This is a genomic window from Sodalis sp. RH15 (assembly GCF_047324255.1).
GTDB lineage: Bacteria > Pseudomonadota > Gammaproteobacteria > Enterobacterales > Enterobacteriaceae > Acerihabitans > Acerihabitans ligni.
Genome location: NZ_CP178738.1, coordinates 4,888,684 through 4,914,622, shown reverse-complemented (window position 1 = coordinate 4,914,622; position 25,939 = coordinate 4,888,684). Strand labels below are relative to the sequence as shown.

General features: G+C 56.5%; 22 protein-coding genes. 11 read left to right on the top strand and 11 right to left on the bottom strand.

Going from position 1 to position 25,939, the window contains the following annotated elements:
* Positions 1-62: 62 nt before the first annotated feature.
* Positions 63-590, bottom strand: coding sequence for a DUF721 domain-containing protein (locus tag ACL2XO_RS22320; RefSeq protein WP_132925993.1), 528 nt, complete (start codon positions 588-590; stop codon positions 63-65).
* 27 nt (positions 591-617) lie between these two features.
* Here ACL2XO_RS22320 and secM point away from each other — a divergent pair, with 27 nt between their 5' ends.
* The 3 genes from secM (at position 618) to mutT (ending at position 4,393) form a co-directional block, all read left to right on the top strand.
* A complete protein-coding gene (gene secM / locus ACL2XO_RS22315; RefSeq protein WP_413741551.1) occupies positions 618-1,139 on the top strand; it encodes a secA translation cis-regulator SecM in 522 nt (173 codons plus the stop codon).
* An 88-nt stretch (positions 1,140-1,227) separates the two neighbouring features.
* The gene (gene secA, locus ACL2XO_RS22310) at positions 1,228-3,942 is read left to right on the top strand and encodes a preprotein translocase subunit SecA (RefSeq protein ID WP_132925997.1); all 2,715 of its coding nucleotides are present in this window, start codon (positions 1,228-1,230) and stop codon (positions 3,940-3,942) included.
* A gap of 55 nt (positions 3,943-3,997) precedes the next feature.
* Positions 3,998-4,393, top strand: a complete 396-nt coding sequence (gene mutT / locus ACL2XO_RS22305) for an 8-oxo-dGTP diphosphatase MutT (protein WP_132928012.1) — start codon at positions 3,998-4,000, stop codon at positions 4,391-4,393.
* Here mutT and yacG read toward each other — a convergent pair.
* The 3 genes from yacG to coaE are packed head-to-tail and all read right to left on the bottom strand — an operon-like array spanning position 4,390 to position 5,978.
* Positions 4,390-4,587 carry a DNA gyrase inhibitor YacG gene (gene yacG, locus ACL2XO_RS22300; protein WP_132925999.1) on the bottom strand — a complete coding sequence of 66 codons (198 nt, stop codon included), beginning with the start codon at positions 4,585-4,587 and terminating at the stop codon, positions 4,390-4,392. The genes mutT and yacG overlap by 4 nt on opposite strands.
* Positions 4,588-4,602: 15 nt before the next feature.
* Positions 4,603-5,358: a cell division protein ZapD gene (gene zapD, locus ACL2XO_RS22295; protein WP_132926001.1), complete on the bottom strand. Its 756-nt coding sequence runs from the start codon at positions 5,356-5,358 to the stop codon at positions 4,603-4,605.
* The gene (gene coaE / locus ACL2XO_RS22290) at positions 5,355-5,978 is read right to left on the bottom strand and encodes a dephospho-CoA kinase (protein ID WP_413725470.1); all 624 of its coding nucleotides are present in this window, start codon (positions 5,976-5,978) and stop codon (positions 5,355-5,357) included. Before coaE ends, zapD begins: the two co-directional genes overlap by 4 nt.
* Before the next feature lie 196 nt (positions 5,979-6,174).
* Here coaE and ACL2XO_RS22285 point away from each other — a divergent pair, with 196 nt between their 5' ends.
* The gene (locus ACL2XO_RS22285) at positions 6,175-7,218 is read left to right on the top strand and encodes a GMP reductase (RefSeq protein ID WP_132926005.1); all 1,044 of its coding nucleotides are present in this window, start codon (positions 6,175-6,177) and stop codon (positions 7,216-7,218) included.
* A gap of 140 nt (positions 7,219-7,358) precedes the next feature.
* Here ACL2XO_RS22285 and hofC read toward each other — a convergent pair whose 3' ends face one another.
* From hofC to ppdD, 3 genes are read right to left on the bottom strand one after another with little or no spacing between them, the layout of a single operon-like run.
* A complete protein-coding gene (gene hofC / locus ACL2XO_RS22280) occupies positions 7,359-8,564 on the bottom strand; it encodes a protein transport protein HofC (protein WP_413741550.1) in 1,206 nt (401 codons plus the stop codon).
* Positions 8,561-9,703 carry a GspE/PulE family protein gene (locus tag ACL2XO_RS22275; protein WP_413725467.1) on the bottom strand — a complete coding sequence of 381 codons (1,143 nt, stop codon included), beginning with the start codon at positions 9,701-9,703 and terminating at the stop codon, positions 8,561-8,563. The genes hofC and ACL2XO_RS22275 overlap by 4 nt, the downstream gene beginning before the upstream one ends.
* A gap of 3 nt (positions 9,704-9,706) precedes the next feature.
* Positions 9,707-10,147, bottom strand: a complete 441-nt coding sequence (gene ppdD / locus ACL2XO_RS22270) for a prepilin peptidase-dependent pilin (RefSeq protein WP_413741549.1) — start codon at positions 10,145-10,147, stop codon at positions 9,707-9,709.
* A 328-nt stretch (positions 10,148-10,475) separates the two neighbouring features.
* On the opposite strand from ppdD, the gene ACL2XO_RS22265 reads away from it, so the two are divergent.
* On the top strand, positions 10,476-11,327 hold the full coding sequence (locus ACL2XO_RS22265; RefSeq protein ID WP_413741548.1) for a DUF4339 domain-containing protein: 852 nt from the start codon (positions 10,476-10,478) through the stop codon (positions 11,325-11,327).
* A gap of 57 nt (positions 11,328-11,384) precedes the next feature.
* Here ACL2XO_RS22265 and nadC read toward each other — a convergent pair whose 3' ends face one another.
* A complete protein-coding gene (gene nadC / locus ACL2XO_RS22260; RefSeq protein WP_413741547.1) occupies positions 11,385-12,275 on the bottom strand; it encodes a carboxylating nicotinate-nucleotide diphosphorylase in 891 nt (296 codons plus the stop codon).
* A gap of 264 nt (positions 12,276-12,539) precedes the next feature.
* Between nadC and ampD the strand changes: the two genes are divergently transcribed.
* Together ampD and ampE are read left to right on the top strand one after the other, a co-directional pair.
* Positions 12,540-13,118: a 1,6-anhydro-N-acetylmuramyl-L-alanine amidase AmpD gene (gene ampD / locus ACL2XO_RS22255; protein ID WP_413741546.1), complete on the top strand. Its 579-nt coding sequence runs from the start codon at positions 12,540-12,542 to the stop codon at positions 13,116-13,118.
* On the top strand, positions 13,115-13,969 hold the full coding sequence (ampE, locus tag ACL2XO_RS22250) for a beta-lactamase regulator AmpE (RefSeq protein WP_413741545.1): 855 nt from the start codon (positions 13,115-13,117) through the stop codon (positions 13,967-13,969). Before ampD ends, ampE begins: the two co-directional genes overlap by 4 nt.
* Positions 13,970-13,974: 5 nt before the next feature.
* Here the strand turns inward: ampE and ACL2XO_RS22245 are convergent, their stop codons facing one another.
* The 3 genes from ACL2XO_RS22245 to ACL2XO_RS22235 all read right to left on the bottom strand — a co-directional run bounded on the left by ACL2XO_RS22245 (position 13,975) and on the right by ACL2XO_RS22235 (position 17,986).
* Positions 13,975-14,931, bottom strand: coding sequence for a family 43 glycosylhydrolase (locus ACL2XO_RS22245; protein WP_132926020.1), 957 nt, complete (start codon positions 14,929-14,931; stop codon positions 13,975-13,977).
* Between the two features lie 26 nt (positions 14,932-14,957).
* Positions 14,958-16,361: a glycoside-pentoside-hexuronide (GPH):cation symporter gene (locus ACL2XO_RS22240; protein ID WP_132926022.1), complete on the bottom strand. Its 1,404-nt coding sequence runs from the start codon at positions 16,359-16,361 to the stop codon at positions 14,958-14,960.
* A 248-nt stretch (positions 16,362-16,609) separates the two neighbouring features.
* Positions 16,610-17,986: an amino acid permease gene (locus ACL2XO_RS22235; RefSeq protein WP_132926024.1), complete on the bottom strand. Its 1,377-nt coding sequence runs from the start codon at positions 17,984-17,986 to the stop codon at positions 16,610-16,612.
* 521 nt (positions 17,987-18,507) lie between these two features.
* Here ACL2XO_RS22235 and pdhR point away from each other — a divergent pair.
* The 4 genes from pdhR (at position 18,508) to lpdA (ending at position 25,725) form a co-directional block, all read left to right on the top strand.
* On the top strand, positions 18,508-19,272 hold the full coding sequence (pdhR, locus tag ACL2XO_RS22230) for a pyruvate dehydrogenase complex transcriptional repressor PdhR (RefSeq protein ID WP_132926026.1): 765 nt from the start codon (positions 18,508-18,510) through the stop codon (positions 19,270-19,272).
* 128 nt (positions 19,273-19,400) lie between these two features.
* Positions 19,401-22,070, top strand: coding sequence for a pyruvate dehydrogenase (acetyl-transferring), homodimeric type (aceE, locus tag ACL2XO_RS22225; RefSeq protein ID WP_203523871.1), 2,670 nt, complete (start codon positions 19,401-19,403; stop codon positions 22,068-22,070).
* Between the two features lie 15 nt (positions 22,071-22,085).
* Positions 22,086-24,065 carry a pyruvate dehydrogenase complex dihydrolipoyllysine-residue acetyltransferase gene (gene aceF, locus ACL2XO_RS22220; protein WP_413741544.1) on the top strand — a complete coding sequence of 660 codons (1,980 nt, stop codon included), beginning with the start codon at positions 22,086-22,088 and terminating at the stop codon, positions 24,063-24,065.
* Between the two features lie 232 nt (positions 24,066-24,297).
* Positions 24,298-25,725 carry a dihydrolipoyl dehydrogenase gene (gene lpdA, locus ACL2XO_RS22215; RefSeq protein WP_165934234.1) on the top strand — a complete coding sequence of 476 codons (1,428 nt, stop codon included), beginning with the start codon at positions 24,298-24,300 and terminating at the stop codon, positions 25,723-25,725.
* Positions 25,726-25,939: the final 214 nt, after the last annotated feature.

Sequence of the window (25,939 nt, the reverse complement as noted above, 5' to 3'; positions counted from 1 at the left end):
CTTGCCGCGCCGTCTTGCCTGATGGCGCAAGGGTTTGGTTTTAGCCTGCAATGATGTGTTTTTTAATCGTTTCGATTGGCGGGGTCGGCACCTTCTCCGGCCAGCCTCGCCAGTCGTTCGAGCATTTTTTTCAGCTTCTCCGGGCTTCGCGCCGCCAAATGCCGAATCGCTTCGCCGCTTTGCCGGCTCAGTTTTCGCTTCTGCCCTTCACTATTCCCCTCCCCAGGTAACGGTTCGCCGCGGTTTTGCATAATCTGATGGCCTTTTGTGGCGAGAGTCGGGTTAATCCTGATGTCGATTGATGACAATGATGGTAGAATCTGCGCTCGTAACGCGGATAATAACGTAGATTGTTCATAGCGTAACCTCATCATCCAGCTGGCATTGGCGGTTTCAATAATCAAAACGCCCTGGCGGAAGTTGGCTACGCGACACCAGGGTTGCAGTGGCGCGGGCAATATGCCTGCCACCGCGCGGTTCAGCTTTAACAGCGCCACTGCCCGTTGCTGAATATGCAACAACGAATCCCGCTCCGGTGTCGTCAGGGAGCCAAGCAGGATATCAATGGATTGTGGACGACTGTCACGCATAAAAACTCCGGCGGAATGCATTAAGTTATGGGTATTTTAAATCGTTGGCGACAATTTGGCAGACGTTATTTCTGGCCGCACCTCCTGTTGGGGATGGTGGCGGCGGGACTCGGCGTGCCTTTGGTGCTCAACAGCGGGCAGGAACAGGCACACCTGGCCAATACCCTGTCCAGCCCCAGCCGGCAAAACGCGTTTACTGCCGGCTTCGCCAATCTTTCGTTTCTGAAAGAAACCCAGCGACGGCCTTACTTTGCCGTGGATTATTGGCACCAGCATGCCATTCGTACGGCTATCCGCCATCTTTTCGTGGCGTGGGTGCCGGAGCCCCTGGGACAAAAATTGCCGCTGGCGGAAAACGTCGCGCCGCTGAAGGTCCAGCATCAGGTACTACTCACCGTCCTGAACGGTCTGCTGACCCGGGAATCCAAACAACCCTCGGTCATCCGCTCCCTCCGGCAGGGAGTATACCAACCCTTCTTTGATCATCGTACAGGAATTCGCCTGGCCCAGGTACAGGGAATTCGAGCCGGACCCGCCCGCGCAGTCTAACCTGCCGCCACGAAATTTTTTTATCCTATATGCCATTATGGGCCGCTGCATTTCAGTCAGTTCCGGCCGTGACGAGATTTAAATAATTATGTTATCAAAATTGCTTACTAAAGTTTTTGGGAGTCGTAACGATCGTACCCTGCGCCGGATGAACAAAACGGTTGAGATTATCAACCGGATGGAGCCGGATATGGAGAAGCTCACCGATGAGCAGCTGGCGGCGAAAACCATCGAGTTTCGCGAACGCCTGGCCAACGGTGCAACGGTGGACAGCCTGCTGCCCGAGGCTTTTGCCGTGGTGCGCGAAGCCAGTAAACGGGTATTCGCCATGCGCCATTTCGACGTCCAGCTGGTGGGCGGTATGGTGCTCAACGACCGCTGTATCGCCGAAATGCGTACCGGTGAAGGTAAAACCCTGACCGCAACCCTGCCGGCATACCTCAACGCGCTGAGCGGTAAAGGCGTTCATGTGGTTACCGTCAACGACTACCTGGCGCAGCGCGATGCTGAAAACAACCGCCCGCTGTTCGAATTTCTCGGCTTGACGGTGGGTATCAACCTGCCGCAGATGCCGGCTCCGGCCAAACGAGCCGCTTACGCCGCCGATATTACCTACGGCACCAATAACGAATACGGTTTCGACTACCTGCGCGACAATATGGCGTTCAGCCCGGAAGAGCGGGTACAGCGCAAGCTGCACTATGCCCTGGTGGATGAAGTGGACTCCATCCTTATCGATGAAGCCCGTACGCCGCTGATTATTTCCGGCCCGGCGGAAGACAGCTCCGAACTCTACATCCGTGTGGATACGCTGATTCCCCATCTGATTCGCCAGGATAAAGAAGATTCCGACACCTTTCACGGCGAAGGGCACTTTTCGGTGGATGAAAAATCCCGCCAGGTCAACCTGACCGAGCGCGGATTGGTGCTTATCGAAGAGTTGATGGTGCAGGCGGGCATTATGGAAGAGGGGGAATCCCTTTATTCGCCGGCCAATATCATGTTGATGCATCACGTGACCGCCGCCCTGCGCGCCCATGTGCTGTTTGCGCGGGACGTGGATTATATCGTCAAGGACGGTGAAGTGATCATCGTCGATGAGCACACCGGCCGTACCATGCCGGGGCGCCGCTGGTCGGACGGTCTGCACCAGGCGGTGGAAGCGAAGGAGCATGTGGCGATCCAGAACGAAAACCAGACCCTGGCCTCCATCACGTTCCAGAATTACTTCCGTTTGTACGAAAAACTGGCCGGCATGACCGGTACCGCCGATACCGAAGCCTTTGAATTCAGCTCGATCTACAAGCTTGATACCATCGTGGTGCCCACCAACCGGCCGATGATTCGCAATGATATGCCGGATCTGGTCTACATGACGGAAAAAGAGAAGATCGACGCCATCATCGAGGATATCAAGACCTGTTCCACCCGGGGGCAGCCGGTGCTGGTGGGGACCATCTCCATTGAAAAATCGGAAGTGGTTTCCGCGGAACTGGATAAGGCCGGTATCGAACATAAAGTGCTGAACGCCAAATTCCATGCCATGGAAGCGGATATCGTGGCCCAGGCCGGACAGCCGGGCCAGGTGACCATCGCCACCAACATGGCCGGGCGCGGTACGGATATCGTGCTGGGGGGGAGCTGGCAGGCGGAAATCGCCCATCTGGAAGAGCCCACTGAAGAACAGATAGCCGCCATCAAGGAAGCCTGGCAGATTCGCCACGATCAGGTATTAAAAGCGGGCGGCCTGCATATCATCGGTACCGAACGTCATGAATCCCGCCGTATCGATAACCAGCTGCGCGGACGTTCAGGCCGCCAGGGGGACCCCGGCTCGTCCCGTTTCTATTTGTCGATGGAAGATGCGCTGATGCGTATATTCGCCTCCGATCGGGTCTCCGGCATGATGCGCAAGCTGGGCATGAAACCCGGCGAGGCCATCGAGCACCCCTGGGTGACCAAAGCCATTGCTAACGCCCAGCGGAAAGTGGAAAGCCGCAACTTCGATATCCGCAAGCAGTTGCTGGAATATGACGATGTGGCCAATGACCAGCGCCGCGCCATTTACAGCCAGCGCAACGAATTGCTGGACGTGGCGGATATCAGCGAAACCATCCTCAGCATCCGTGAAGATGTGCTTAAAACCATCCTTGATATCTATATCCCGCCGCAATCCCTGGAAGAAATGTGGGATGTGCCGGGACTGGAACAGCGCTTGAAGGATGATTTTGATCTGGACATGCCCATCGCCGAGTGGTTGGATAAAGAACCGGGCCTGCATGAAGAGACGCTGCGCGAGCGTATTCTTGAACAGACCCTGGAACAATACCGCCGAAAAGAAGAAGTGGTGGGCGTGGAAATGATGCGCAGCTTTGAAAAAGGCGTCATGCTGCAAACGCTGGATTCATTGTGGAAAGAGCATCTGGCGGCAATGGACTACCTGCGGCAGGGTATACATTTGCGGGGCTATGCCCAAAAGGATCCCAAGCAGGAATATAAACGCGAATCCTTCGCCATGTTTGCCGCCATGCTGGAATCGCTTAAATATGAAGTGATAAGCACTCTGAGCAAAGTCCAGGTACGGATGCCGGAAGAGGTCGAAGCGCTGGAGCAGCAGCGCCGCGAAGAGGCGGAACGCCTGGCGCGGCAGCAGCAGCTTAGCCATCAGCCCGAACCCATGATGGCGGAACCGGCGGAGCTTAACCAACCGCTGCGGGAAGGGCGCAAGGTGGGACGCAACGACCCGTGCCCATGCGGTTCAGGCAAAAAATACAAACAGTGCCACGGCAAATTACAGCAATAATTAATGGAGCATGCGCGACCAGAGGTCGCGCATGTCGCTCGGAGAACCTGTGACAATGAATTTAATGACGATTGCCGTGGGCATTATCCGTAATGCACAGCATGAAATTTTTATCGCCCAACGGCCTGAACATACCCATATGGGCGGCTTTTGGGAGTTCCCCGGCGGCAAAGTGGAAAAAGGCGAAACGCCTGAACAGGCGTTGATCCGGGAATTGCGTGAAGAAACCGGCATCGAGGCGGAGCATCCGGAGTTGTTATCCACCAGCCAGCACCATTTCCCCGATCGCGAGATGGCGTTCTATTTTTACCTGGTGGAGCACTGGCAAGGCACTCCCTATGGCAACGAAGGACAGCCGGTGCGGTGGTGCCCGCAGGAAGAACTCGATGCATCCGAGTTTCCTCCCGCCAATGCCGCCATTATTCGTCAGCTTATCGCCGCAACGTCCTAATACTTATCCTCGCTCCAGTCATCGCTATCGGTTATCTGGCCGTCGCTGGGGATAAACTTTTCCTCTTCCGCCCACTCTCCCAGGTCTATCAACTGGCAGCGTTTGCTGCAAAACGGACGGAATTTGCTTTGTGGTTCCCATTTCACTTCGGCGCCGCACGTGGGGCAGCTTACCAGAATAATATCTTCACTCATCAGTACCTCTTACATTCAACAGCAGGCCAATTCAAACGGTAAACGATTGGGGATGACGCCGTTTTCACTATCCAGGGATAAAAAACGGATGGCATAACGGGTCTTGTGGCCGGAAACCTGCGGGTAGAGCTGGTAAACCAGGGGGATGCGCATACGCAGCAAATCCGCATCCTCGGCGTTATCCTGAAAAAAACCGTTCAGGCTGATTTGGTTTTTAAAGGGTTCGGTATGCCGCACCAAGTCCAGGGTTAAGGTTAATGCGGCATTCAAGGGGTCCAGGGTTTTCAGCCAGGTGTTGATCTGGCCGTTGCGATGGGTCTGCGGCAGGTGCAGCCAAATATGCAAACCGGGTAGATCGAAACTGCAACAGCCGCCGGGAATGGAGAGCCGCTGGCGCACCGATGCGATTAAGCGATCTTCACGCAACGCCTGCCCCAGCCTTGGTGCGGACATCAATACGGCGGCGCACTGTTTTAAATTGTTGCGCAGCGTTCGCACCCGCTCGCTGTCAACACCGGGTACGCCGTCCCACTGCAGCATTTTTTGCTGCTGCCGGTCCAGCTCTTTCAACATTTCAGTGCGCACATCGCCGCGTTCGAGAACGTCCAGCAGGTCGGCGACGGTGCGGAAAAACGGCAATGCGCTTGAGATATCAACCAGCTCCGAACAGTTATACAGTTGTTGCAGTAAAAATTCCAGGCGCAGCCAAGTGCGCATTTTTTCATTTAACGGATGCTCGAAAAGCACCGTTGTCGAGTAGATTTCACTCATAATGATTGATCCTGTCGGGTTGCTGATGCCGCAAGTCCGAGATAACGCTGGTGCAGCTTTGCCACACTGTCCGTTATATCCCCGGGATGCCCGTTATTATTAATAATATCATCGGCACTGGCCAGACGCTGTTCCCGTGATACTTGCGCAGCGAGAATATTGTTTATCTGGCTGCGGCTTATGCCGTCGCGTTCCATGGTACGCGCCACCTGTGTTTCGGTATCGACATCCACCACCAATACCCGGTTCGCACGGTTCTGCAGGTGGTTTTCAATCAATAGCGGCACTACCCACATGATATAGGCCCCGGAGGCGCGGGCCATTTCCTGTTGGGTTTCCTGCTGAATAAGGGGATGCAGCAATGCGTTCAGCCACGCCTTATCCGGCGGGGAGCTGAAGATGCGCTGCCGCAGCTGGGCACGGTCCAGCGTGCCGTCGGGCAAAAGCATGGCGTCGCCGAAACGTTCGCGGATTGCCTGCAAAGCGTCGCTGCCCGGCTCCACTACCCGGCGGGCGATAATATCGGCGTCGACTATCGTGGCACCCAGTTTGGCAAAGGCGTTGGCCACGGTACTTTTGCCACTGCCGATTCCCCCTGTCAATGCAACAATGTAACGCATACTATTAGCTGTCTCCCACCGATTCGGGAATGATGAATTTAGCGGTCCGTGGATAAATTGGTACGATTGTAGCGTAAATCCGGCGATTTTCGCAGTCTTGCCGTAACAATAATCCGGCGTATGATACCGTCACTGGAACTGGCATTTTGTACCCGGACATTTTTGCGATTCTTCGCCATCCACCAGGAAATCCCGCATGCGTATTGAAGAAGATATCAAGCTAGGTTTTAAAGACGTACTTATCCGCCCAAAGCGGTCCACTCTCAAGAGTCGTTCCGACGTTGAGCTCCAGCGCGAGTTCACTTTTAAACATTCGGGATGCAACTGGTCGGGTATTCCCATCATCGCCGCCAATATGGATACCGTCGGAACCTTCCGCATGGCGGAAGCGCTGGCGGCCTTTGATGTTCTCACCGCCGTCCATAAGCATTATAGCATTCAGCAGTGGTCAGACTTTATCAGCCGTATGCCGGATGCTATTTTGCGGCATATTATGGTTTCCACCGGCACGTCGGATGCCGATTTCCTGAAACTTCAGCAGATCTTGGCCCTGTCGCCGTTATTACGCTTTATCTGCATCGACGTCGCCAACGGCTATTCCGAACATTTCGTGAATTTCGTGCAGAAGGCGCGGGAAGCCTGCCCGGATAAAGTCATTTGCGCCGGCAACGTGGTTACCGGCGAAATGGTGGAAGAACTCATTCTCTCCGGCGCCGATATCGTCAAAGTAGGCATCGGGCCGGGTTCGGTGTGCACGACCCGTGTGAAAACCGGGGTCGGCTATCCGCAATTGTCCGCGGTAATTGAATGTGCGGACGCCGCCCATGGGCTAAGCGGCCAGATAGTCAGTGACGGCGGTTGCGCGGTGCCGGGAGACGTGGCCAAAGCCTTTGGCGGCGGCGCCGATTTTGTGATGCTGGGCGGCATGCTGGCCGGCCATGACGAGTGTGAAGGCACGGTAGTGGAGGAGAACGGCGAGAATTTCATGCTGTTTTACGGCATGAGCTCTGAAGATGCGATGAAACGGCACGTGGGCGGTGTCGCGGAATATCGCGCCGCGGAAGGTAAAACGGTGAAGCTGCCATTGCGCGGACCGGTGGAAAACTCCATCCGCGATATCCTCGGCGGTTTGCGGTCGGCCTGTACCTATGTCGGCGCGTCCCGGCTAAAAGAGTTAACCAAGCGCACCACCTTTATCCGGGTGGCCGAGCAGGAAAATCAGGTATTTACCCAGTTGTAACAACCCTGATCCGGTCATGCCGACGGCCGTTAGGGTGTAAGGCGATCCGCACCGGCAACCCTCTGCGCGTTCAGGCGACGGGGGGTTGCTATTTTACTGCCCGGTAACTGCGGGTCTTGTTTTACTGCCGAAACGATGCCTCAAAAATCACCAAACACCTCCCCTAGCTGCAGCAGCGGCAAATAAAGCACTATCACCATGGCGCATACCAGGCCGCCCATAATCAGCAGCAGCAGCGGTTCGGCCAGCTGCGCCAGACCGTCGGCGAGGCGGTAGGTCTGCTGTTCATGCAGGCGCGCCAACTGCTGGAATACCTCGTCCAGCGTTCCCGTATGCTCGCCGGTTTTGATAAGATGCCGGCAATGGGGCGGAAACAGCCGTTGCCCTTCAAATGCCTGGTATAAGGCGAAGCCTTGCCTGATATGCTGTTGCAGCAATTGTGCCGCGTGGCGGAAGCTGGGATGGTGGAGGGTGCGCACGGCCATCTCCAGCCCGTTATCCAGGGTGATGCCCGCCTGGTGGGTGATGGCCAGCGTCTGAAACAATTGATGCAGATTATGATGGCGTACCAGCCTGCCCAGCCACGGCAGGTATAACAGCGTCGCCTGGGTCCGCTGTCGCCAACGGGGATGATAATAGCAGACACGCCGATATCCTCCGTACAGCGACAGGGCGCCCAGCAACGCCGTCAGGCAATGATCGCCCGCCGCCGCCGCCAAAGCCATCAGTCCGCGGGTCGGAGCCGGCAGCGGGGCATTCATGCCGGCGTAGAGCCTGGCGAATTCAGGCAGTATCAATGTCAGCATCAGAGTGAGCACCGCCGCCGCGGTCAGGCAGATAAACGCCGGATAGCGCAGCGCGCCGCGGACCTTCTTTTTCAACTGTCCCAGGCGTAACTCGTGCTCCGCCAGTAAGCGGCAACAGCGGTCCAGTCGGCCGGTAAGCTCTCCCAGCGCCAAAAGCCCGCAATAGAGCGGTGAGAACACCACGGGAAAATCGCCGCAGGCCAAAGAAAGGGTGTGGCCCTGCTCGATTTTTGCGCTCAGTAAACGCAGCAGGCAGCGCCAGCCGACGCGGGGATGATCGTCCGCCAGCAGGCGCAGACTCTCCCTAAGCGGCAGTCCCGCCTCCAGCAGCGATGCCAGCTGCGACGTCAAATCCATCAGCCGGCCGTCGTGCCAATACCCTGAGGACAGGTAGCCGATAGTTCGCACCGTCAGCGGCTGAACATCCTGATTGATCAAATCCTGCCTGACCGACATTTTCCCGGCGGCAAGCAAGTGACCCTCCCGCATTTCGCCCTCATCGGTAATACCGCGCCAGCGATATAACCAATAACCGTTCATGCCGGTTCACCCAGTACGCGCCGCAGCTCTTCCACCGTGGTGACGCCCTGTGCCACCAGCGCCAGGCCCGCCCGCCATAAACCGTCGGGGCGCTTTGGGCTTTCTGTCTGCGCCCGCGCCGAATCCGGCAGTAACTCCCCGGACGACAGATGGAATACCCCGTGCCGGCCGTTATACCCCTCATGGCATTGGTTGCATCCCACCGCGCGCCAGGATTGGACCGGCATAAAGTCTTCCCGGGGGCGGGCCGCGCCTGAAGCTGTTTCCTTACGGCAGGCCGGGCAAAGGCGGCGTACCAGGCGTTGCGCCATCACCAGCCGCAGCACCGGCCCGATGCGGGCCGGATCCACTCCCAGCTGGCGCAGCCGCTGCAGGACGTCGGCGGCGGTCAGCGTATGCAGCGTGGACAAGACCAGATGGCCGGTTTGGGCGGCATTGATGGCAATCTCGGCGGTTTCGGCATCGCGGATTTCCCCCACCATAATCACATCCGGATCCTGGCGTAACAGGGCGCGCAGCAATACCGGAAAATCCAGCCGTGCTTTACGGTTCACCTGGCACTGCGCAATGTCCGCCAGCGGAATTTCCACCGGGTCCTCCACGCTGCAGATATTAAGCCGGTGGCGGTCCAGAGCCTGTATGGCGCTATAAAGCGTCATGGTCTTGCCGCTGCCGGTGGGGCCGGTGAACAGTACCAAACCCTGCGGCTGCTGCAGCCGGCGCAGGAACTGCCGCCGCAGGGCCGCGGGCATGCCGAGATTCTCAAGGGTGAGCCCGCCGGTCTCCCGCCGCAGCAGACGCAGCACCAGTTTTTCTCCCCACAGGGTCGGCAGGGTGGCAACGCGGCATGAATGGCCGCTATCCGGTTTCCCAAAGGATAATTGTCCGTCTTGCGGAAGCCTGCGCTCGGCGATATCCATCCCGGCCATCATCTTTAGCCCCACTACCAGGCGCGCCGCCAGGGCCGGAACGCAAAAGCCATATTTGCGCAGCAGGCCGTCAATGCGAAACCGTACGCGGTACTCCGACGACGGGCAAGGTTCGATATGGATATCGGAAGCCCGGCTGGCCGCCGCCTCGCCAAGCAGTCCCTCGATGTAGTCCTCGAGCTGTACCGGCGTATCATGGGCGGCAATCATGTCCTACTCCTTTGCGCCGTCGAAACGGAACAGCGCCTGGCAGGGGCGCTGCAGATGCTGACCTTTGCCGGCGGCATCGCAGCGGCGGGTCCAAAGCAACCCGCCGGCATGCCGCTCCGGCGTAAGCACCAGCGTGAGCCCTTCCAGCGCCTGCTTGCCGGTCAGGCGGATAACCCCCTCGCTAACCTCCACTCCGGCGACATAGCGGGAAGAGAGTCCGTCCGGAATGCCGAACTCCCCGGCGCGGCATTCCTCCATATCCCCATGCTCCATGGCGCATAATTCCACCGCCGATTTGTAGGGGGACAGCATATGCAGCATATCGGTCAGGGCGGCATTATCGAGGTAACGTTGATATCCCGGCAATCCGATGGCGCTTAATGTGGCGATGATGGCCATCACCACCATCAGTTCCACCAAAGTAAATCCCTGCTGATTATTCACCGGCGTTCCCCTCCCTGTTGATCCAAGGCCGACCTTACCGATAACACCGGAGGCAGGCCAGCGGCAGTTCGCGGCGGGGGAGGGAATGCCGCAAAAAAAACGTGGCGGCCGATAGAGCCTTAAGGGAATTTGCGCGGGGGTTGGCAATAGCGGACGGTCAAGGGGTGTGCGAAAAGAAGATGATGATAATGTGAATATAGAATAAAATATGACCTTAACAAGAATTTACAATGTACGTTGCTGTACGCGAGAAAGTCCTTTGCCTCAGTTCCCTTCGGCATATTGGCGGTAATGTGTCCGTATTGATATCCCTATTAAAATAATGGCAATGCTCAATATGATCGGCTGGTGGTACATTGTGGATGGTAAGCGGCAAGGTCCGGTAACCTTGGCTACGCTGGAGAAGCTATTACAACATCGGATATTGGGTGCGCAGAGTCTTGTCTGGCGTGAAGGGATGCCGCAGTGGACCCCGTTGGCCGCCATGGATGAGTTGAAACCGCTTTTAAACTCCCCGCCGCCGCTCTTGCCGGCCGCGCCCCATAAAACCAGCGTTACCCATCCCCGCGCCGCGCGCCGCGGCGTTACCGTCGTGCTATCGGCGTGTCTCCTGATCGCGGCGGGGGCATTTGTTTACCTTGCTACGAGTGCATATCTGCCGGGCTGGGGCGTTTATCTCAGACAAAAAGTCACGCTACCCCTGCTAATCCCCCGCTCGCAACAGCCTCATGACGGCATCACCATGGCGGCGGAACACTTATGGCGCAACCCCATTACCCAGGTACCGGCGAATATCGGCAGCGGTTGGACCATCAAGCAGCTTGCGGCTGACCCTACTACTCTCGCCAGTTCTTTTACCAGCGATGATATTGTGGTGAATCTCAGTGTCGTGAAAAACCAGAACCAGACGTTGGTTCAACTGGTGGTTTATTTGAAAACCAGTGAACCCAGCCTGCGTTTTATCAATACGGGGACTTACAGCCACACCAGCGTATTGTCCAATTGGACCGGCATTGCCACCAGTCGGGCCGATCACGCCAGGCATTATGTGGTGCATGTCACCAATGCCCAAGGCGGCTATGGAATTTTTATCGCCGCCGTTAATCAACAGACCGCCGCAAGCTTCAGCCGGCTCGAAGCGCTGATAGCGGAACTGGACCGGACATTCAGCGGTCACTAAGCGATACGGTACCGCTGCCATAACTGCCTGGACACCCTGTCCGCCATGCCGGCGCTGCTATTGGAATCGCATGGACAGATCGAGGGCGCGGATGTGTTTGGTCAGCGCGCCGACGGAAATATAATCCACGCCGGTGGCGGCGTATTCGTGAAGGGTTTCCAGGGTAACGTTACCGGAAACCTCCAGCAAAGCCCGTTGCCCGGTGGCGGCAACGGCCCGCTGCATATCCGCCAGCGTAAAGTTGTCCAGCATGATGATATCGGCGCCGGCCTCCAGGGCCTGGCGCAGTTCATCCAGGCTTTCCACCTCTACCTCCACCGGCACGTCGGCGCGCAGAGCCACGGCGTTTTCCACCGCCTTGGCAATGGACCCGGCGGCGATGATATGATTTTCCTTAATCAAAAAGGCGTCCGCCAAGCCCAGCCGGTGATTGCTGCCGCCGCCGCACAGTACTGCGTATTTCAGCGCGGTCCGCAGTCCGGGCAAGGTTTTACGGGTATCCAGCAGTTGGGTATGGGTACCCGCCAGCTTATCGACATAAAGCTTCACCTCCGACGCCACGCCGGACAAGGTCTGCACAAAATTCAGCGCCGTGCGTTCACCGGTCAGCAATAGATGCGCCGGTCCACGCAGCCGGCACAGCGGCTGGTTAACCCGGATGGCATCGCCGTCCTTCACCTGCCACTCCACCCGGATCCCGTCCCCTAACTGGCGAAACACTTCCTCCAGCCATTGCTGCCCGCAGAAAATACCGTTTTCGCGGGTGATGATAACCGCCTCGGCCTGGCTGTCACGGGGCAATAACAGCGCCGTAATATCGGCCTCGGGATCGGCGGTGCCCCCCAGGTCTTCGCTGAGCGCCCGGGTAACGGTCAAGGGGATATCATACTGAATACGCTCAAGCAATTCGGCCCGGCGGCGTTCAGCGTTATAACGACGTGTCGGCATAAAAACTCCGAAATAGCGAATAAAGAGAATAGAGGAAACATGCTACTCTGTTGCTTAGATAAGTACTACTGCCGACAGCCATACCCGTCATACTTCAAGCTGCAGGTGCGTTGGCCATACCCGGCCCCTCCATGGGCCTCGCCCCTGGCGGGGTCGCGGCAAGTCGCGTTCAAATCTGCTCCTGCAGATTTGTACTCGCTCATCCCACCTGCAATTCGAACTATTTAGGGTAAAGAGCGTGGAGGCAGAGAGCGGAGGTGGCGAATGGAGTTGGAAAACGGCTGGTTAACAGGCACTAAACGGGTCCCGTCCCCCCATAGCGATGAACGGCCGAACGGCGAAATTCCTTCGCTGCTGGTGGTGCACGGTATCAGTTTGCCGCCGGGATCGTTTGGCGGACCCTATATCGATCGCTTATTTACCGGCACGCTTACCCCAGACGAACATCCTTTCTTCTCACAGATACAGGGCCTGCGGGTATCGGCCCACTGCCTGATCCGGCGCGACGGGGAGATTGTGCAATATGTGCCGTTTCATCGCCGCGCCTGGCATGCAGGCGTCTCATGTTTCGCCGGGCGGGAACGCTGTAATGATTTTTCCATCGGCATCGAGTTGGAAGGCACCGATAATCAGCCTTATACCGATGAGCAATACCTACGGCTGGCCGAACTTACGCGGCTGCTGATGCGGCATTATCCGATTACGCCGGCCCGCATAACCGGTCATAGCGATATTGCCCCCGTCCGTAAAACCGATCCCGGACCGGCTTTTCTATGGCATCATTATAGGGAGTTGATTTCACCGAGCACCGAGGACCGAGACAGGGAGCACCAGGATTCATGACACTGTTTACATTATTACTGGTACTGGCATGGGAACGCTTATTTAAAATGGGCGATCACTGGCAATTGGATCACTATTTTGAGCGGGTGTTTGCCCGTACCCGCTTTGTATCTCCGGCACTGACGATTTTGCTGGCGATTTGCTGGATGGTCGCGGTGGCGCTATGCCTGAGGCTGGCGGGGAATTTTTTCTTCGGCGCGCCGCGGCTGCTGTTATGGATTTTGATTTCCCTGCTTTGCATCGGTGCGGGCGGCATTCGCAAGCACTATCGGGCCTATATCACCGCCGCCGCGCGGGGAGACGGCCATGCCTGCGACGCGATGAGCGAAGAGTTGACTCTGATTCACGGTCTGCCGGTGGATTGCGATAAAGAAGAACGTTTGCGCGAATTGCAAAATGCGCTGCTATGGATCAATTTCCGTTTTTATCTGGCGCCGATGTTCTGGCTGGTGTCCGGCGGACCCTACGGTCCGGTTCTGCTTGCCGGTTATGCTTTTTTGCGCGCCTGGCAGACCTGGCTGGCGCGCCGCGCCACTCCGCTGAAGCGGGCGCAGTCCGGTATAGACACTATGCTGCACTGGCTGGACTGGATACCCGTCAGGCTGGCAGGCGTAGCTTACGCCTTGCTGGGACACGGCGAAAAAGCCCTGCCGGCCTGGTTTGCCTCGCTGGCGGACCTGCATACCGGCCAGTATCAGGTACTGACCCGCCTGGCGCAGTTCTCCCTGGCGCGGGACCCGCACCTGGATGAGGTGCAAACCCCGCGGGCGGCGGTTTCGCTGGCGAAAAAGATAACCAACGTGATCGTGGTGGTGGTGGCGCTATTGACCATTTACGGCGCATTGGTCTGAGGCTATCAGGCGTGGTCCGCCGGCGGTTCGCCGAAGCGGGGCATGCCTTCTTCATCCCAATGAAAAACCTTGATCCGCGTATGGCGGTTGGGGTCGTATAACGGGTCGCCGGTGATTTCTGTATAGGATCGGGCGTGATAGACCAGCACATCCTCGCCGTTTTCACTTAGGGTAAAGCTGTTGTGGCCCGGGCCGAACTGCCGGTTTTGCCAGTGGGTGCGAAAGACCGGCTGCGGCAGTTTATGCCAGGCCCGGGGATCGGTGATATCGTCGTTGATATCCGCCCAAAGCAGGCCGATGCAATAATTGGCGTCGGTGGCGCTGGCGGAATAGGTGATAAACAGCCGCTGTCCGTGGCGCAGGACCGCCGGCCCTTCGTTGACCCAAAAACCATTGGTTTCCCAGGGCAGTTCAGGTTTGCTCAGCATTGACGGCGGGGTTTTCAGCGACCAGGGCGTGGCCATCTCGGCCAGATAGAGATTGGAATTGCCCCGTATGTCCGGATCGTTTTGCGCCCAGACATAATAGTGCCGCCCCTGATGGAAAAAATGGGTGGCGTCCAGGGAGAATGTGTCCAGCGGGGTCCGTATGCGCCCTTTTTCGATCCAGGTGCCGGTGAGGGGATTGCCGTCGGCGCATTCCAGGACGAACATGCGATGCTGGAAGAGCCCGTCGACAATCTCCGGCGAATGGGCGGCGGCAAAATAGAGATACCATTTTTTGTCGATGAAATGCAGTTCCGGCGCCCAAATCAGCGCGCTCATTTCCCCGTGCTGGTGTTTATGCCACACCACCGCCGGTTCGGCATGGGATAATCCTCCCAGGGTAGCCGAGCGTCGAATCTCCAGCCGATCGTATTCCGGCACCGAGGCGGTGAAATAATAATAACCATCGAAATGCCGGTAGATGTAAGGATCGGCACGCTGCTCGATTAATGGATTGGGCCACTGAGTTTGGCTCATGATGTTCACCTCTCCCTTTTTCGCGGTTAAGGATGCTTGGTTTCCAGCGGCCGGGGTTCGCGCCATTCAGCGGACTCGTGGGGCTGTAAGCGTCTTGCTTCCAGATCGGACTGGATTTGACGCATCAGTTGGCGATCGACTTTCAGCAGCCGGACCACCCCGGCGGTTATCAGATAACCGATACCCGGAATGACGGTAAACAGCAAAACGATCCCCTGTATCGCGCCGGGGCTTTGCCGGACGGCGTCCCCATGATAACCGTAGGCGGAAAGAATAAAACCGACGAACGCCCCCGCCACGGCCAGCCCGACCTTCAGGAAAAACAGATTGCCCGAAAAGCTGATGCCGGTAATGCGCTTACCGGTTTTCCATTCGCCGTAATCGTCCACATCCGCCATCAGCGACCAGTGCAAGGGGGAGGGAATCTGATGCAGAATATTCAATATGAAGTACATCACCAGAATCAATCCCGCCAGATGCGGATTGAGGAAATAGAATCCGCTGGAGAAGACAGCCAATACGATATTGGTCCAGAAAAAGACTTTAAGTTTGCAATATTTATCGGTCAGGGGTTTGGCCAGGGCGCTGCCGATCATCATGCCCACCACGCCAAGGCTGATGAACAAACTGGCGAATCCCGAACTTTTCTCCATGGCATAGGTAACGTAATACATGGTGGCGGCCATACGGATAAATCCCGGGCAGACATTAAAAAAGGTCAGCACCAGTATGCGTACCCACTGATCGTTTTTCCAAATATCCCGCAGGTCGGCTTTCAATGCATCATTGGTGGGGGTCGCGGGTTGTATCCGTTCCCGAACGGTGGCGAAGCAGAACAAAAACATCAGACAGCCGATAATGGATAATACCGTCATCGCCCATTGAAATCCTTGCGCCCGGTTGCCGCCGCCGAACCAATCCACCATCGGCAGCAGGGTGAGGGAAATAATCAGGGTTGCCACTCCCACCAGAATAAAACGCCAGGATTGACAGGAAACCCGTTCCTGGGGATCGTTGGAAATCACCCCGCCCAGCGCGCAATAGGGAATATTGATGGCGGTATAAATCAGCGACATCAAGAAATAGGTGACAAAGGCGTAAACTACCTTGGCGGAATAGCTCCAGTCGGGCGTGGTATACATCAGGACACTGAAGACGGCAAAAGGCACCGCCAGCCATAATAAATAAGGCCTAAAGCGGCCCCATCGGGATCGGGTGCGGTCGGCGATGGCGCCCATGACCGGGTCGGTGACGGCATCGATAATGCGTATCGATAGCAGCAATATTCCCACCAGCGCCGGCGCCAGGCCGAAAATATCGGTATAAAAATAGGCCAGGAACATGGTGATCGATCCCCACACCATGTTACAACCGGCGTCCCCCATGCCAAATCCGATTTTTTCCTTTAATGACAATGCCTCTGCTTTCATGGTTCACCTCTCCTTTGTATACAGGACATGCACTACCCGCAGCCAGTATTGGCCTATTCAAGGGAGAGGAGGGTGTAACAACCGGTTATAGAAATGGATAAACCGGTTATCACCTTAAATTTGTGAGGGCTATGGCATAGGCCGTGATACCGCGAGGGAGTAGCGGATGTGTACTTCTGCGGGTAGGTACGGATGGTTTTTACGGCGTTTTTTTCGCCGATCGGGACCGATCGGCGAAGGGGATGAGATCAGCGGGTCACAGCGCCGGCGGCGCGCTGGCTTTTTTGCTTGAAGTAAAAACCGATACCCAGCAGACATACCCATACGGGGATGAGATAAACCGAGATTTCCATCCCTGGGGTCATCAGCATAATCACCAGGATTGCCGCCATAAACAGCAGGCAAAGGTAATTGCCGAACGGATACCATAACGCCTGGAATTTGGTGACCCGTCCGAGCTGCGCCATTTTGCGGCGAAACCGCAAATGGGCGAGGCTGATCATGCCCCAGTTGATGACCAGCGCCGATACCACCAGCGACATCAGCAGACCGAAAGCCTTGCCCGGCATCAGATAGTTAATCAGCACACAGATGGCGGTGGCCAGCGCCGAAACGCCGATGGCGGCGACAGGTACGCCGCGGCGATCGACTTTCTGCAGAGCCTTGGGGCCGTTGCCCTGGCGCGCCAGGCCGAACAACATGCGGCTGTTGCTGTAAACGCAGCTGTTATAGACCGACAGCGCCGCGGTCAACACCACCAGATTCAGTATCGTCGCGACCCAATCGCTATTGAGGGCGTGAAAAATCAGGACAAACGGACTGCCTCCTTCCACCACCTTACTCCAGGGGTAAAGGGACAGCAAAATAGCCAGTGAGCCGATATAAAACAGCAGGATACGGTAGATAACCTGGTTGGTGGCCTTGGGAATGCTGATTTCAGGCGTGTCGGCCTCGGCGGCGGTAATACCCACCAATTCCAGACCGCCGAAGGAAAACATGATAACCGCCATAGCCATAAACAAGCCGTTGACGCCGTTAGGGAAAAAACCTCCCTGGGCCCAGAGGTTGGTCACGCTGGCTTCGGGACCGCCATGGCCGCTCAGAAGCAGCCAGCCGCCGAACAGGATCATGGCAATGATGGCCGCTACTTTGATAATGGCGAACCAGAATTCCATCTCACCGTAGATTTTGACGTTGGCCAGGTTAATGGCGTTGATGAGTATGAAAAACACCGCCGCCGATATCCAGGTAGGCAGGTCCGGCCACCAGTAGTGCATATAGATGCCCACGGCGGAAAGTTCGGCCATGGCAACTAATACGTACAGTACCCAATAGTTCCATCCCGAAGCAAAACCGGCAAAATTGCCCCAATACTTATAGGCAAAATGGCTGAATGACCCGGCCACCGGCTCCTCAACCACCATTTCCCCCAGTTGCCGCATAATAAGAAAGGCGATAAAACCGCCGATGGCATACCCTAGAATTACCGACGGTCCCGCCATTTTAATGGTTTGCGCAATGCCCAGAAACAAGCCGGTACCAATAGCGCCGCCTAAGGCGATAAGCTGAATATGGCGATTTTTCAACCCGCGTTTCAGCGTCTCACTGCGCTGTTTACCATCCATCGTAAAATCCTCTGTCGTTTTTGTACTTATTTTTTTACGTTCGCCGAAAAAAGAAATCACTTCCCGGTCTGTCGTCGGCACAAGAATAGTGGTAAGGGAAAAAGTTTGCACCTGATTTATCAAGCCGCTGGCGAGAATTGTAAAACGCCGTGATCTGCCGCATTTTTCCAAGATCGGCGCCATGAGCGAAAATTGTAATAATTCCAGTTAAAAAAAAGTTAAAATTTTAAAATTATTCGATATCTGGTTTTTTTGTGCGAATTTTAGCTGGCTCAAACGCTTCAGCAACAACATTTAAAGTTGCATAATCGTTAAATTTGTCACAATCCATTCTCGGTGGTTTATACTGGATGGTTATCAAATTGCAGCACATGCATAGTGCAATTGTTTAAATGTGCGGGGTTTCATGATTTAGGTCAATGCCAGGATGGACAGAAGGTGAATACTTTGTTACTTTAGCGTCACGTTTATGAAATTGGTATTACCAATTGACTCCGCGCCATTCGCAGAGATGAAGATAAATGGCTTACAGTAAAATCCGCCAGGCAAAGTTATCGGACGTTATAGAGCAGCAATTGGAGTATCTCATCCTGGAAGGCACGCTGCGTCCCGGTGAAAAATTGCCACCCGAGCGTGAACTGGCAAAACAATTCGACGTTTCCCGGCCCTCCCTGCGAGAAGCAATCCAGCGTTTGGAAGCCAAAGGATTGCTGTTGCGACGCCAGGGCGGGGGGACCTTCGTGCAAAGTAATCTTTGGCAAAGCTTCAGCGACCCCCTGGCTGAACTGCTGGCCGAACATCCTGAATCGCAATACGACCTATTGGAAACCCGCCATGCCCTTGAGGGCATTGCCGCTTATTATGCCGCATTGCGCGGAACCGAAGAAGATTTGGACCGTATCCGCGACTGTCACCAGATTATCCAGCAGGCTCAGGAAAGCGGCGATCGCGACGCTGAAGCCGACGCCGTTCTGCAATATCAAATTGCTGTCACCGAAGCCGCACATAATGCGGTTTTATTACATTTGGTGCGCTGCATGGGGCCGATGCTGGAAAAAAACGTACGACAGAATTTTGAATTGCTCTACTCACGCCGCGAAATGCTGGCACAGGTGAGCAGCCACCGCGCCGGGATCTTTGCGGCGATAGTAGCACGCGAGCCGGAAAAAGCGCGCGAGGCTTCACATCGCCACCTGGCGTTTATTGAGGAAATTTTGCTGGATCTCAGCCGAGAACACAGCCGGCGCGAACGTTCCCTGCGCCGTCTCCAGCAACGCAAGGACTAAGATCCCGTCAACGGGATCTGAATGCGGCAACGAAAGCAATGGGCCTGTCTTCGTGTGTTTACCTTAGTGAATACAGGAAGACAGGCTCCAACTAAACCAATTATTAGCGATAGATAAGGAACACCACCATGTCAGAACGTTTATACAATGACGTGGATCCGATCGAAACACGCGACTGGCTACAGGCGATCGAATCGGTTATCCGTGAAGAGGGTATTGAGCGCGCCCAGTTCTTGATTGATCAAGTGCTGGACGGGGCTCGTAAAGGTGGCGTCAGTATCGCTGCTGGTGCTTCAGGCCGTAATTATATCAATACCATCCCGGTAGAAGATCAGCCTGAGTACCCTGGTAATTTGGAACTTGAACGCCGCATTCGTTCGGCCATACGCTGGAACGCGGTGATGGCGGTATTGCACGCCTCGAAGAAAGATCTGGATCTGGGCGGCCATATGGCATCGTTCCAATCCTCAGCCACTATTTATGAAGTGTGCTTCAATCATTTCTTCCGCGCCCGCAGCGACAAGGACGGCGGCGATCTGGTCTATTTCCAGGGCCATATCTCCCCTGGCATCTATGCCCGCGCCTTTCTTGAAGGCCGCCTGACCGAAGATCAAATGAATAATTTCCGGCAGGAAGTGCACGGTAAAGGCCTGCCTTCTTATCCCCATCCGAAGCTGCTGCCGGAGTTCTGGCAGTTCCCCACGGTGTCCATGGGATTGGGGCCGGTGAGCGCCATTTATCAGGCCAAATTCCTGAAGTATCTTAATCACCGCGGTTTGAAAGACACCACCGCTCAGACCGTGTATGCCTTCCTGGGCGACGGCGAGATGGATGAGCCGGAATCCAAGGGGGCGATTACCATCGCCACCCGCGAAAAGCTGGATAACCTGGTCTTTATCATCAACTGCAACCTGCAGCGCCTGGACGGCCCGGTGACCGGCAATGGTAAAATCATCAACGAGCTGGAAGGCATCTTCGGCGGCGCCGGCTGGGAAGTGATCAAGGTGATTTGGGGCACCCGCTGGGACGAACTGCTGCGCAAAGACACCAGCGGCAAACTGATTCAATTGATGAATGAAACCGTCGACGGCGATTACCAGACTTTCAAATCGAAAAACGGCGCCTACGTGCGTGAGCATTTCTTCGGTAAATATCCGGAAACCGCCGCGCTGGTCAAGGACATGAGTGACGACGAGGTCTGGGCGCTGAACCGCGGCGGCCACGACCCGCGCAAAGTCTTCGCCGCGCTGCAAAAAGCGCAAAAGACCACCGGTAAACCCGTCGTCATCCTGGCCCACACCATCAAGGGCTACGGCATGGGAGAAACGGCGGAAGGCATGAATATCGCCCATCAGGTCAAGAAGATGAACATGGACGGCGTGCGCTATTTCCGCGATCGTTTCAATCTGTCCGACATGGTGCCTGATGACCAGGTGGAACAATTGCCGTACATCACCTTCAAGGAAGGCTCCGAGGAGTACAAATATCTCCACGATCGCCGCAAGGCCCTGCAAGGTTATGTGCCCACCCGCCTGAAGAATTTCACCAAGCCGCTGGTTTTGCCGTCTCTGGAAGATTTCGGCGCGCTGCTGGAAGAGCAGAAAAAAGAAATTTCCACCACCATCGCCTTTGTGCGGGTGCTGAACGTCATGTTGAAAAACCCGTCCATCAAAGATCGCCTGGTGCCCATCATTGCCGATGAAGCACGGACCTTCGGTATGGAAGGTCTGTTCCGGCAAATCGGTATCTACAGTCCGAACGGCCAGCAATATACGCCTCAGGACCGCGAGCAGGTAGCGTACTACCGCGAAGATGAAAAGGGCCAGATCCTGCAGGAAGGCATCAACGAACTGGGGGCGGCCTCCTCCTGGCTGGCGGCGGCAACGTCCTACAGCAGCAACGACCTGCCGATGATCCCCTTCTATATCTACTATTCCATGTTCGGTTTCCAGCGCATCGGCGATTTGTGCTGGGCGGCGGGGGATCAGCAGGCGCGCGGCTTCCTTATCGGCGGAACCTCGGGCCGCACCACCCTGAACGGCGAAGGCTTGCAGCATGAAGACGGCCACAGCCATATCCAGTCCCTGACCATCCCCAACTGTATCTCCTACGATCCGGCATACGCCTATGAAGTGGCGGTGATCATGCATGACGGCTTGACGCGCATGTACGGCGAACATCAGGAAAATGTCTATTATTACCTGACCACGCTGAACGAGAACTACCATATGCCGGCCATGCCGCAAGGGGCGGAAGAGGGCATTCGCAAGGGCATCTATAAACTGGAAACCCTGGAAGGCTCCAAAGGCAAGGTACAGCTGATGGGGTCCGGGGCCATACTGCGCCATGTGCGCGAAGCGGCGGCCATTTTGGCGAAAGACTACGGCGTCGGCTCCGATGTCTACAGCGTCACTTCCTTCACCGAACTGGCCCGCGACGGGCAGGATTGCGAGCGCTGGAACATGCTGCATCCGGCGGAAAAACCGCGGGTGCCTTATGTTGCCCAGGTGCTGAACGACGCGCCGGCGGTGGCCTCCACCGATTATATGAAACTGTTTGCCGAACAAATCCGCAACTTCATCCCGGCCAGCGAATTCCGGGTACTGGGCACCGACGGATTCGGTCGTTCCGACAGTCGTGAAAATTTGCGCCACCACTTTGAGGTGGATGCGGCTTATGTAGTGGTTGCCGCTCTGGGTGAACTGGCCAAACGCGGCGATATCGACACCGGCGTGGTGGCGCAGGCCATCACCAAGTTCGGCATCGATGCTGATAAAGTCAACCCGCGCCTGGCATAAGAGGTAGATAACTTAATGGCTATTGAAATCAACGTGCCGGATATCGGTACCGATGAAGTTGAAGTGACCGAAGTGCTGGTCAAGGTTGGCGACAGCGTCAGCGCCGAACAATCCCTGATCACCGTGGAAGGGGATAAAGCCTCGATGGAAGTCCCTTCCCCCCGGGCGGGGGTAATCAAAGAGCTGAAAGTGGCCGTGGGGGACAAAGTCACCACCGGCTCGCTTATCATGGTCTTTGACGAGGCCGCGGCGGGCGAAGAAGCGCCGGCCAAGGCCGAGGGGCAAGGCGATGCCAAACCTGCCGCGTCCGGACGGCAAAACGACGCCAGGCAGGCGGAATCCACACCGTCACCGGTTAAATCCGGCGGCAGCAAAGAGGTTAACGTACCGGATATCGGCGGCGACGAAGTGGAAGTCACCGAGGTCATGGTCAAAGTGGGCGACACCGTGGCGGCGGAGCAATCCCTGATCACGGTGGAAGGGGACAAAGCCTCGATGGAAGTCCCGGCGCCCTTTGCCGGCACGGTGAAAGAGATCAAGGTCGCCACCGGCGATAAGGTCAGCACCGGCTCGCTGATTATGGTGTTCGAGGTGGCGGGCGAGGGCGGCGAAGCCGCCGCGGCCCCGGCGGCTAACAAGCCTGCCGCCGAAGCCGCTCCGGCCCAGTCGGGCGGCGTCAAGGACGTTAACGTACCGGATATCGGCGGCGATGAAGTGGAAGTCACCGAGGTCATGGTCAAAGTGGGCGACACCGTGGCGGCGGAGCAATCCCTGATCACGGTGGAAGGGGACAAAGCCTCGATGGAAGTCCCGGCACCCTTTGCCGGCACGGTGAAAGAGATCAAGGTCGCCACCGGCGATAAAGTCAGCACCGGTTCGCTGATCATGGTGTTTGAAGTGGCAGGCGCCGCGCCTGCCCCGTCTACCGGCAAAACCGAAGCCGCGCCGGCCCCGGCTGCCGGTAAAACGGAAACCGCGGCGGCGGCCGCTCCTGCTCCGGCATCGGCGGCAAACAAGAATGCCGCCGCCACCACCGGCGCCGGGGCAAAAGGCGAATTTGCCGAAAACGACGCTTATGTCCACGCTACCCCGGTCATCCGCCGTTTGGCGCGGGAGTTCGGTGTCGATCTGGCCAAGGTGAAGGGTACCGGGCGCAAAGGCCGGATCCTGCGCGAAGATATCCAGGCTTATGTAAAAGACGCGGTCAAACGCGCGGAAGCCGCGCCGGCCGCCGGTACCGGCGGGTCTCTGCCGGGTCTGCTGCCCTGGCCCAAGGTGGATTTCAGCAAGTTCGGCGAAACCGAAGAGGTGGCGCTGGGCCGGATTCAGAAAATTTCCGGCGCCAACCTGCATCGCAACTGGGTCATGATCCCCCATGTCACCCAGTTTGACGAAGCGGATATCACCGAAGTCGAGGCGTTCCGCAAAGAGCAGAATGCGGAAGCCGAGAAGAAAAAGCTGGATGTGAAAATCACCCCCCTGGTGTTTATCATGAAGGCGGTGGCCAAGGCCCTGGAAGAAATGCCGCGTTTCAACAGCTCCCTGTCCGAGGATGCCCAGACGCTGACGCTGAAAAAATACATCAACATCGGCGTGGCGGTAGATACCCCCAACGGACTGGTGGTGCCGGTATTCCGCGATGTGAATAAAAAGGGCATCGTCGAATTGTCCCGCGAGCTGGCGGTTATTTCCAAAAAGGCCCGCGACGGCAAGCTGACCTCCTCCGATATGCAGGGGGGATGTTTCACTATCTCCAGCCTCGGCGGCATCGGCGGCACGTCCTTTACGCCCATCGTCAACGCACCGGAAGTGGCTATTCTCGGCGTCTCCAAATCGGCGTTCAAACCGGTCTGGAACGGCAAAGAGTTCACGCCGCGTCTGATGTTGCCGCTCTCCCTGTCTTATGATCACCGGGTTATAGACGGTGCGGCGGGTGCTCGTTTTATCAGCTTCATCAATAACGTGATGTCCGATATTCGTCGTTTGGTGATGTAAACCCAGGGCCGGCCCGCCGGGCCGGCCGGATTGTTTGATGTGACTCCGGCGGGGAGCGCGGCTTCCCCGCCCGGGCAAACAGGTTTCGCCCCGTTCGAACAGGCTTTGCAGATTATTAACATTTCTGTAAACTGGGCTCGATGGAGGCGTCCCGGTGGCGACAGTACGTTATGTCTCTGATTCCTATGAAAATGAGCGACTTACCCGCCGGATAAACAAATAAGAGGTCATGATGAGTACTGAAATCAAAACCCAGGTAGTGGTACTTGGGGCCGGTCCGGGAGGATATTCCGCCGCCTTCCGCTGCGCCGATTTAGGGTTGGAAACCGTGCTGGTGGAACGTTACGCCACCCTGGGCGGCGTTTGTCTGAACGTTGGCTGTATCCCTTCCAAAGCGTTATTGCACGTGGCCAAGGTCATTGAAGAAGCAAAAGCATTAAGCGAAAACGGCATTACCTTCGGTGAACCGAAAACCGACATTGATAAAGTGCGTACCTGGAAAGAACGGGTGGTCAATCAGCTGACCGGCGGCCTGACCGGCATGGCCAAAGCCCGAAAGGTCAAGGTTGTGCAGGGGGTGGGTAAATTCACCGGCGCCAATACCCTGCAGGTGGACGGCGAGAATGGCGCCACCATTATCAATTTTGACAATGCGATTATCGCCGCGGGCTCGCGCCCCATCACTTTGCCTTTTATACCCCATGACGATCCCCGCGTCTGGGATTCAACGGATGCGTTGGCGCTGCGTACGGTACCGGAGCGTTTGCTGGTCATGGGCGGCGGCATCATCGGCCTGGAAATGGCCACCGTGTACTATGCCCTGGGTTCCAAAATCGACGTGGTGGAAATGTTCGACCAGGTCATTCCGGTAGCCGATAAAGACGTCGTGAAGGTTTACACCAAACGGATCAGCAAGCAGTTCAACCTGATGCTGGAGACCAAGGTCACCACCGTTGAAGCGCGTGAAGACGGTATCTACGTCAGCATGGAAGGAAAAAAGGCCCCTGCCGATCCGCAGCGTTACGATGCGGTGCTGGTGGCCATCGGCCGCGTGCCCAACGGCAAGATGCTGGATGCGGGCAAAGCCGGCGTGGAAGTGGACGATCGCGGATTTATCCGGGTCGATAAGCAGCTGCGGACCAATGTACCGCACATCTATGCCATCGGCGATATCGTCGGACAGCCGATGCTGGCGCACAAAGGCACCCATGAAGGCCACGTGGCGGCGGAAGTGATCGCCGGTAAAAAACACTACTTCGATCCCAAGGTGATCCCCTCCATAGCCTACACCGAACCGGAAGTTGCCTGGGTCGGCGTGACTGAAAAAGAAGCCAAGGAAAAAGGCATCAGCTATGAAGTCGCCACCTTCCCATGGGCGGCGTCCGGCCGCGCCATCGCGTCCGATTGCCAGGACGGCATGACCAAGCTTATCTTCGACAAAGAGACCCATCGGGTTATCGGCGGCGCGGTGGTGGGCGTTAACGGCGGCGAACTGCTGGGAGAAATCGGTCTGGCCATTGAGATGGGCTGCGATGCGGAAGACATTGCCCTGACCATTCATGCCCACCCGACCCTGCATGAGTCGGTGGGTTTGGCGGCGGAAGTTTACGAAGGCAGCATCACCGATCTGCCGAATGCCAAAGCCAAGAAAAAGAAATAGTCTCCTCTCCCCCTGTCACCTGGCGATACCGTCAGGTGATTTTTTTTGCTTACAAACTCTCCTTAGTATTTCGCTGCTTTGCTATGGCTGGTCATAGGTAAAGGATGTTAATTTAAATCCGCTAAACGCCGTTTTAAGAGCAACTGCCAGGATCGCTAACGCCTTAACGTTTCAGCGAAAAAAATAATGTTACTTAGATGTAAACAAATTAACA